Origin of the sequence: Evansella sp. AB-P1 (assembly GCF_029688925.1) — a bacterium.
In the GTDB taxonomy this organism is placed as follows: Bacteria; Bacillota; Bacilli; order Bacillales; family Salisediminibacteriaceae; genus Evansella.
This window is the reverse complement of the sequence record NZ_JARUKY010000007.1, coordinates 222261-230942: the sequence shown is the minus strand read 5'-3', so window position 1 is coordinate 230942 and position 8682 is coordinate 222261. Positions and strand designations below refer to the sequence as shown.

General features: G+C 33.7%; 7 protein-coding genes. 4 read left to right on the top strand and 3 right to left on the bottom strand.

Annotated features, from left to right (window positions below; translation table 11 throughout):
* The first annotated feature begins 347 nt into the window (after positions 1 to 347).
* From QA612_RS09450 to asnB, 3 genes are all read left to right on the top strand, one after another.
* Positions 348 to 1325, top strand: a complete 978-nt coding sequence (locus tag QA612_RS09450; RefSeq protein ID WP_278283545.1) for an AEC family transporter — start codon at positions 348 to 350, stop codon at positions 1323 to 1325.
* A gap of 78 nt (positions 1326 to 1403) precedes the next feature.
* Positions 1404 to 3008, top strand: coding sequence for a SulP family inorganic anion transporter (locus tag QA612_RS09445; protein WP_278283544.1), 1605 nt, complete (start codon positions 1404 to 1406; stop codon positions 3006 to 3008).
* A 241-nt stretch (positions 3009 to 3249) separates the two neighbouring features.
* The gene (gene asnB, locus QA612_RS09440; protein WP_278283543.1) at positions 3250 to 5142 is read left to right on the top strand and encodes an asparagine synthase (glutamine-hydrolyzing); all 1893 of its coding nucleotides are present in this window, start codon (positions 3250 to 3252) and stop codon (positions 5140 to 5142) included.
* Positions 5143 to 5186: 44 nt separating this feature from the next.
* On the opposite strand, the gene QA612_RS09435 is transcribed toward asnB, so the two are convergent.
* From QA612_RS09435 to cbpB, 3 genes are all read right to left on the bottom strand, one after another.
* On the bottom strand, positions 5187 to 6194 hold the full coding sequence (locus tag QA612_RS09435; RefSeq protein ID WP_278283542.1) for a C39 family peptidase: 1008 nt from the start codon (positions 6192 to 6194) through the stop codon (positions 5187 to 5189).
* A 174-nt stretch (positions 6195 to 6368) separates the two neighbouring features.
* Positions 6369 to 7622, bottom strand: a complete 1254-nt coding sequence (locus tag QA612_RS09430) for a DUF4236 domain-containing protein (RefSeq protein ID WP_278283541.1) — start codon at positions 7620 to 7622, stop codon at positions 6369 to 6371.
* Between the two features lie 84 nt (positions 7623 to 7706).
* Positions 7707 to 8156, bottom strand: a complete 450-nt coding sequence (cbpB, locus tag QA612_RS09425; protein WP_278283540.1) for a cyclic-di-AMP-binding protein CbpB — start codon at positions 8154 to 8156, stop codon at positions 7707 to 7709.
* A 220-nt stretch (positions 8157 to 8376) separates the two neighbouring features.
* On the opposite strand from cbpB, the gene QA612_RS09420 reads away from it, so the two are divergent.
* Complete coding sequence (locus QA612_RS09420; RefSeq protein WP_278283539.1) at positions 8377 to 8619, top strand: hypothetical protein; 243 nt, start codon at positions 8377 to 8379, stop codon at positions 8617 to 8619.
* The last annotated feature ends 63 nt before the right edge of the window (positions 8620 to 8682 follow it).

The window sequence follows — 8682 nt, the reverse complement described above, 5'->3', positions numbered from 1 at the left end:
TCAAAGGTAAGAATTTATAGTTTTTTTCTATTGATGTCTAGGAGTAAGGACGACGATGATTTAGCCGTTGCCCACAGGACGTAGGCTGTACTTAGGCGGAATTGGGGTGCCTTGTGCTTTTCTTAGTGAAATTTCTGTTAAATTGGTTTTCAATTGTCGGAAATACTGATAAACTTTTCACATATAAAAAATAATAACGTTGTTATAAAAGTAATCATATTACATAGAACGTTTTTAAGTAATTCATTATATTAACATGCAGTAGTCATTCCTAATGTTTTAAAAAGATTTGCTATCTCTACAGTACTTTTAACTTTAGAGTTTCATACTGCAGCTAGGAGAAACACATGATAGGTAATTTTATTTTTGCACTATTCATTATAATTATCGGATTATTTTTTGGTAGATACTTAAGAGCTCTTTTAGATAAAGGGAAAATACAGTCAGCAACAAAAACACATGAAATGTTAAAATTATGTACAATGACTGCATTATTGGTCGTGAATCCGGTAATTATATTAGGGGCATTTTGGAATGTACAGCTAGACGAAGTCCGTCTTCTTACAGTACCTCTGTTAGGTGTCCTTACTCTGGGCCTCGGTGGTGTACTGGCTGTTTTAGCATCAAGAATGCTTAAACTGAAAAAAGCTCAGGAAGGATCTATGTTTGCATCAGGAACCTTTTCTAACTTAGGAAGCTTTGGCAACTTGTTTTGCTTCGTATTGTTAGGAGAAGCTAGTCTTGTTTTTGTTGCCATGTTCCGATTATTTGAGGAATTAGTTTATTATACGATTGGTTTTCCGATAGCTGAAACATATGGAGAAAAAAAGGAACAAGGGAAAAGAATATCACATATAAAAAGAATCGTCACAAATCCTTTAATAATTGTAACTTTTTTAACGATTGTTGTTGGAACTATGTTGAATCTATCACCGTTCGATAGACCTGACTATTATTCATCAATCATAAATGTTTTAGTTCCTATTTTTACGATATTGTTAATTGTACCTACTGGTTTTAATATGAAAATTAGTGCTGTAAAAGGTTATTTAAAGGAAAGCTTTATAATTACAGCTATAAAATATGCAATTATCCCAGTTACAATTACGTCCATCGCTTTACTTTTCGGTCTAAAGGATATATATGATGGCATCGTTTTAAAGGTCATTATCATTTTGTCTGCAATGCCTCCAGGCTTTACATCATTAGTACCGCCACAATTGTATAAACTTGATATAGATTTAGCAAATTCTAGTTGGCTACTTAATACAATCATATTCTTTTTTATTTTGCCAATTCTTTATTTTATTGTCATGCTGCTCTAATAGTTCAGTATCATATGATAGTATAGTAATGAAAGAAATTATTATTCGCTTTAATGAAGATGTAGGAAGGGTTTGGTCATGTTTAAGAAGGACAAATATTTATTACAAAATTACAATAAAACAGATTTAACACATGATGTTATTTCTGGATTAACACTATTCGTCATGCTAATTCCACAGGGGATGGCTTATGCTATGTTAGCGGGCCTTCCTCCAGTGATGGGATTATATGCTTCCACTATACCATTGTTTATCTATGCTTTCTTTGCCTCCTCTCGGCATCTATCTGTTGGACCAGTGGCCATTACATCGTTACTCGTCTATTCAGGTGTATCTGTATATGCCTCCCCCCGATCGGAGGAATTTATTAGTCTAGCCATCACACTAGCACTCATGGTAGGAGTAATTCAATTGCTATTAGGTGTCTTTAAGGTAGGCTTTGTTACAAAGTTCATTTCTCACGCTGTCATGAGTGCCTATACCTCTGCGGCAGCAATTGTAATAGGGCTAAGTCAATTAAAGCATTTTTTAGGAATTGATTTAGGTAGCTATTTACATATTCACATGTTATTTTACGAATTGTTTGGAAAAATAAATGAACTTCACCTTATAACTCTTCTAGTTGGTGCAGGAAGCATCATCCTTCTTATCACACTTAAAAAATTAACTCCAAGTATACCACCGGGTTTAACAGTAATTATTGTATCCATTATTTCAGTATATTTCTTTCAATTAGATCAGACTGGACTCCAAATTGTAGGGAATGTCCCTCAAGGGTTTCCATCCCTAACACTTCCTTCGATTACAATAGAGGCAGTTCAACAATTATGGCCAATTGCCTTAACGATTGCCCTCCTTGGATTTATGGAATCACTAGCTATCGGAAAAGCAATTGCAGATAAAGAAAACTATTGTATACACCCCAATCATGAGTTTAAAGCATTAGGATTAGCGAATATAACAGCCTCCTTAGTACATGCATTACCGATTAATGGGAGCTTCTCTCGGAGTGCAGTAAATTATCAAACTGGAGGACATACACAGCTTGCTTCTGTATTTACTGGAATGTTAGTTATCTTGACATTGCTTTTCTTTACATCATTTTTTTATTATCTACCAAATGCTGTTTTAGCTTCCATCATTATTATGGCAGTATATAAACTAGTGAATGTAAAGCAAGTGGTGCATTTATTTAAAATTAAACCAACAGATGGCTGGTGTTGGGTTGTAACATTTGTCTCGACATTATTTATTGGCATGCAATGGGGTATACTCATTGGTATTATTTTGTCCCTTCTATTTTTATTAAAAAGAAGTTCTAAGCCAAATGTGGTGGAGTTAGGATACATAGAAAAGGAAAATGTTTTTCGGGATGTTAAGAGATTCCCACAGGCAAAAACGGTAGATGAATTTATGATGATCAGAATTGATGCTAGTATTCATTTTGCTAATATAGGATATTTAGAAAACAAGATAGCAGTATTTATTCAACAAAAGCCTGCTATTAAATGGGTTGTCTTAGATATGTCAGGAGTGAATGATATTGATACTATCTCAATTGAGGTCCTAGAAAAAATAATGAATAAATATAAGAAGGCAAAGGAGATAACCTTTTTATTTTGTAATATGAAAGGTCCAGTCAGGGAAACAGTAAAAAAAAGCAGGCTGGGACGAAAAGTATAAGGATATCATTTTTGGAGAAACAATGGAACAAGTGTTGAAGGATAATCGATTACTAAAAACAAAGGGTTCTATATTCACAAATAATAAAATTTTGTCATGGCATAGTAAAGGAAGCACGGAATGACGGGAATGTAATCTCCCAAAAAGATTGTAAAAAGGTTTCTATTATAGTACTCTATTATGGTACTTAAAGAAAAATAAAATTGAAAAGATTGGTTACTTTAACGTTAGAGGTGATAATATGTGTGGTTTCGTGGGCTCTTTTGGAGGAGCACTTCCTACTGATGAATCCCTTGAGAAAATTACTACGATGATTACACATCGTGGACCGGATGCAGTAGGTTATTATAAGGATGATTATATAAAGCTAGGCTTTCGCCGTTTAAGTATTATTGATATAGAAAACGGTCATCAGCCATTATCATATGAAAATCACCGTTACATTATCATATTTAATGGTGAAATTTATAATCACGTTGAAATACGGGAACGTTTAAAAAAAGAAGGACTATCCTTTGAAACGGAATCTGATACAGAAACAATCCTAGCATTGTATAGTATTATGAAAGAGGATGCTGTTAAAGAGCTTAGAGGAATGTTTGCTTTTGTCATTTGGGACAAGGTGGAACAAGAAATCTTCGCAGCAAGGGATTATTTTGGTATTAAGCCGTTCTTTTACAGTATTATAAATGATACGCTATTTATGGCCTCTGAGGCAAAGTCCTTGTATGATAAAACAGAAAAGCTGGAAGTAAATGTTGAGCATCTGCAGCATTATTTAACCTTCCAATATTATCCTGAGCCAAATACTGTAGTTAAATCGATTAAAAAATTGGAGCCAGGTCATTATATTAAGCAAAAGTGGAATGAAAAAATGGTGATTAAGCCATATTGGAAACCAACTTTTGCACCTTCTAATGATTCTTATAATAAACAAAAGGAAAAAATCCTCGATGTTTTAAGAGACTCTGTTAAAATTCACATGAGAAGTGATGTGCCAGTTGGTTCATTTTTATCTGGAGGAATAGATTCTACAGCGATTGTTGCGTTAGCTAGAGAGGTTAATCCTAAAATTAAAACATTTAGTGTTGGATTTGAGCAAGATGGTTTTAGTGAAATTGATGTAGCGAAAGAAACTGCAGAAAGTTTAAATGTAGAAAACATTGAATATGTCATTACCCCAGAGGAATATTTAAAGGAACTGCCAAAGATTATATGGCATATGGACGAACCAATGGCTGATCCAGCAGCTGTACCACTCTATTTTGTGGCACGGGAAGCAAGTAAGCATGTAACAGTTGTTTTATCTGGTGAAGGATCGGACGAGCTATTTGGGGGATATAATATATATCGTGAACCACAATCATTAAAGCCATTTTCCTATGTTCCAAGTGTAGGAAAAAAAATGCTTCATTCGATTGCAAGGCAATTACCTGAAGGAATGAAAGGTAAAAGCTTTATTGAACGAGGAAGTACGCCTTTAGAGGAACGGTATTTTGGGAATGCAAAAATAATGTCTGAGGAGGAAAAAGCATCCTTCTTATATACGTATGACAAAAATGATCCATCAACGAATAAGACGAAGGCTTTTTATGATCAAATAACTACTTACGATGATGTAACGAAAATGCAGTATATTGACATAAATACGTGGCTTAGAGGAGATATTTTAGTAAAAGCAGATAAAATGACGATGGCCCATTCCTTAGAGCTTCGTGTTCCATTTTTAGATAAAGAAGTATTTCGAGTAGCAAGCCAGCTTCAAACAGATCATAAGATTAGTCATGGTACAACGAAATACATCCTACGAGATGCGTTAAAAGAAGTAGTACCTGAACATATTTTCATGAGAAAGAAGCTAGGTTTTCCAGTTCCAATTCGCCATTGGTTAAAAAATGAATGGTACGAATGGGCTGAGAAATTGATTAAAAATAGTGAAACGGATTACTTGTTTAACAAAAACTATTTATTAAATATGCTAGAAGGACACCGACAAAATAAAGGTGACTATAGCCGAAAGCTTTGGACCGTGTTTATCTTTATGATTTGGCACCAAATCTATATTGAAGGTAAAAGTCCATTTTCAGAATCAAAAACAAAAAAGGAAGAAACACCTATATCTTCCACATTGTAACAAAATATATAACAAAGGCAGCCTCTACCATGAGGCTGCCTACTTTAATCTAAAATAAAAATTGCTTGTTGTCCCATTTGATTCCATGCATCAATGAAAGACTTTTTGTCAATCTTTCTATTCTTATTTTCACCTAAAGGATCATTAAAATAAATAGACTTTTCATCAAAGCCAGTTACTACAACAGAGTGTAAGCGATATGTGATATCAAGTTCACCATTAGGAGTAATCCACGTTTCAAATTCACTCTCAGGTAATTCTTGATACCATGTATTAATGATAATCCAAACAGGCCGTCCTTTGGAAACTTGGGCTAGCACATGGTCGAAAGTTCCTCCTGTAATGTTTACAACTTTCTCTCCTAAATACTCTTTAGCCAGTTGTTCAATGGGTTTATGGTATACACCATAACCAGGGTTGTTTAAGTCATACATATCTCCAACAAAGCCTTTATACGGGTCTCCAAAATAAATCTCACCATTTTTTACTTCATAAGGAGTTTTGTCTTTTTTTATTTCCTCAGCTAATGCCATTTTATCTGTATTAACATTATAATATTGTAACAGCATGGCTAAGCTAGTAACCTCGCATCCTCTTGGGAGCTCAGGTAATTGGTTTATAAATGGTGCATCTAATAAAACTTTTTTTGCTCTTCTCATATTTGAATTCCAAATGATATTTCCTTTTTCTAAATAATGTATGGATGCAGCTACTTCTTCCTCAGTTAAAAAATCAACAGCGTCCCGATACAATGAAAAATCGTTTATTATTACATTACTTTCGTCTACTACAAGAAATGCCTCTCTATCCTTATTTTCTTCATCTAGCTCCTCAGAGTATACGAGCTGATTTGTGAATAGTGAAAAATCAATGACAAGGTCATTTTCAGAAACATAGTAAAAAATGGCAATGGAGGTTAACATACTAGTTGTAAACAAAAAAACTAGTAAACTTCTAATGACTAAACCTTTTTTACTAGATAGAAAATAATAGATAATAAAAAATAAAGTAAATGTAAGAAAAGCTAAAAGAAATCCATACAATGGAGTCACAGAAAGTACCTCCTAACCAGTGTTCTAAATAGTGGAATAAATCTAGTTAACTATATTTTATCATGAAATCTCCCCCTATCCTAGACGACTTTCTACTATTTACACATCGAATCTCATAGGTCTATCGCCCATACATGTCAGAGAAAAGAAAAATAGTGCAGGTTTTAAGCTGCACTATTTTTCTTTTGGTTCATATGGAGTAATTTCTTTAAAAATATATGTCTTCGTTGTATTTATACGTGGGTTAAAATGCTCGAAAGCTTTTATTGGGTGGACGTGTTCCATATTCATAGAAAAGAGCTTGTCCCTTTCTAAAATAATACTGTAGATGTATTGGTCTACATCATAGCCAGTAGAATCGTCCTTTATTTGGTTGTAACCTGATACGACTGTTCGTTTAATTGTTGGCAAATATTTAAAGAAGAAGCTGGCTAAATTAAGTGCTGTTCCTCCAACTAGAATGGCGTAGTTTTCTCTTTGTTCCCGTTGTGTTTTTGTTTCTACCTTTAAACGGCCAGTTTTTAAGATTTTTGCCTTGTTTAAAGGGATTTCGTCTATAGTCGGTAGGTCAATATCTATATATATTTCATCACTTGTTGTAATGTTAAAGTCCACATCCGTTTCTATTGGAAAGTCAAGTTCATCTAAAAATAGACTAACCCAATCCTCCATGGCAGCCGTATCACCTTCTAGTGTTTTTTTTACTAATTCTTTACGATAAAGTTTTTCATCCGAAATGGCTGTCTGTTCTCGTTCAAAATTTCTTAATTCTTTCGTATATATGTTATTAGAGAGGGTTTCGACTTCTTTAACGAATGCTTTTTTTGGGGATGGAAGAAATAATTTAACTTTTTGAATGATATTTAATTTGTTTTTATTCATGGTATAAGTTTCATTATAAATCTGTTTACTAGATGGTTCAGGTACATTGGATGTAACAGATTCTTCTGCTAGTTCGTATAAGTTATCTTCAGCAGAAAATAACTGATGATGTAAATCCAACAAACGTTCAGTTTGAATATTTATTTCCCTAGCTTTATCATGATACATTTTTCCTAAATCATTTTTATAGGTTCTACGGACTTCTTTTTCTTCTAGTGCAGACAGTGGTCTTCCGTCTTCTGTAAAAAAGATGAAATCGTTCTCGTTACTATTCCAGTCTATAGTAAGAGATTGTTGTCCCTTAGAATGTTGAGTTCTTCCTGTTTGTTTTGATGAAGTAGCTGATTTTCTATTGGAACTAGCCTTATCTAATCGTGTGCGATAAGATAGACCACTTCCTGGAACACCCGTATTACCATAAATTCCTCTACGACCAACTGTTACAGTTGCACCACGACGGCCGATAGAGGAACTTACCCTACGTTTACTAAAATTTAATCGGACACCAGGAGCAACTCTTACTCGTTTTTGAAAACGAAAGCTCAATACAATTCCTCCTTTATCTTTTCGTACAACACAAAAAGGTCCACTTTATATTAAAAGAAACGACAAGTGAACCTTTTTATACTGTTACATTTTCCTTTTGTTTCCATGTAAAAAGCCATTTAAATAGGCTAATAGTTTACTACGTGTAATAATACCAAGAAAGGATCCTTCATTACTTTCTACACATATAAATGGATGATTAATAGAGAATGATAGTACCTTTTCAAACCGTTCTGTATCTTTTACACGGGCAATATCGGAAGTCATTACATCTGATACCAATGTTTTCTGTAAACGTTCTGGTTCAATTTTTTCAATTCCTAAAATAGAATCAAGAATTTGAGCTTTACTAATTAATCCATGAAGTCTAAAGCTAGTATCCAATACAGGAATAGCTGTATAACCTGACTTAATTAAAATCAATAAAGCATGTTCAATGTTGTTGTTTGGCTGGACATGTGCGACCTTCTCCACAGAAATAATAAAATTCATAATGGAACTGTCTAAAATGTTCATGTCATCAAGTTTTTGCATAGGCATGCACACTTTCTTTTGTAAGATTGGGTTACCAAAAAATAATAATTTTATCCAATACAATTTCTCTCCACTTACTATGGTAGTTCGAACTTGAAAAAATGTCAATGGACTCTGAAAGCGCTTACAATAATATTTTTATGTCATTTCCTTAAAAACAGTGTTTGTCCATTGTTTATGTTTTTTAAACTTCACCCATACTAAGGTTGAGGTGAGGATTATGCATAGTAAGCAAACAGTAAAGTATATTTGTGAACAATATCCATCAGGAAATTGCTATTATTTCAAGCAAGAAATGATAACGACGGAATCCTGGGACGATGTGTCATCCTTACAATGGGGTAGAAAAAGGCCAATAACTCAAAAAACCTTCGAAAAACGAAAACAAGAAGGATACCGAATAATCGAAACGTTCATACAACAGGAGCCCGCAGTTGTTCTTCCTTTTAGAAAACTTACATAAATTAATTAATAAACCACACCAATAATTTTTCTTCATAATCTTCAATAAAGGATATCTACACTC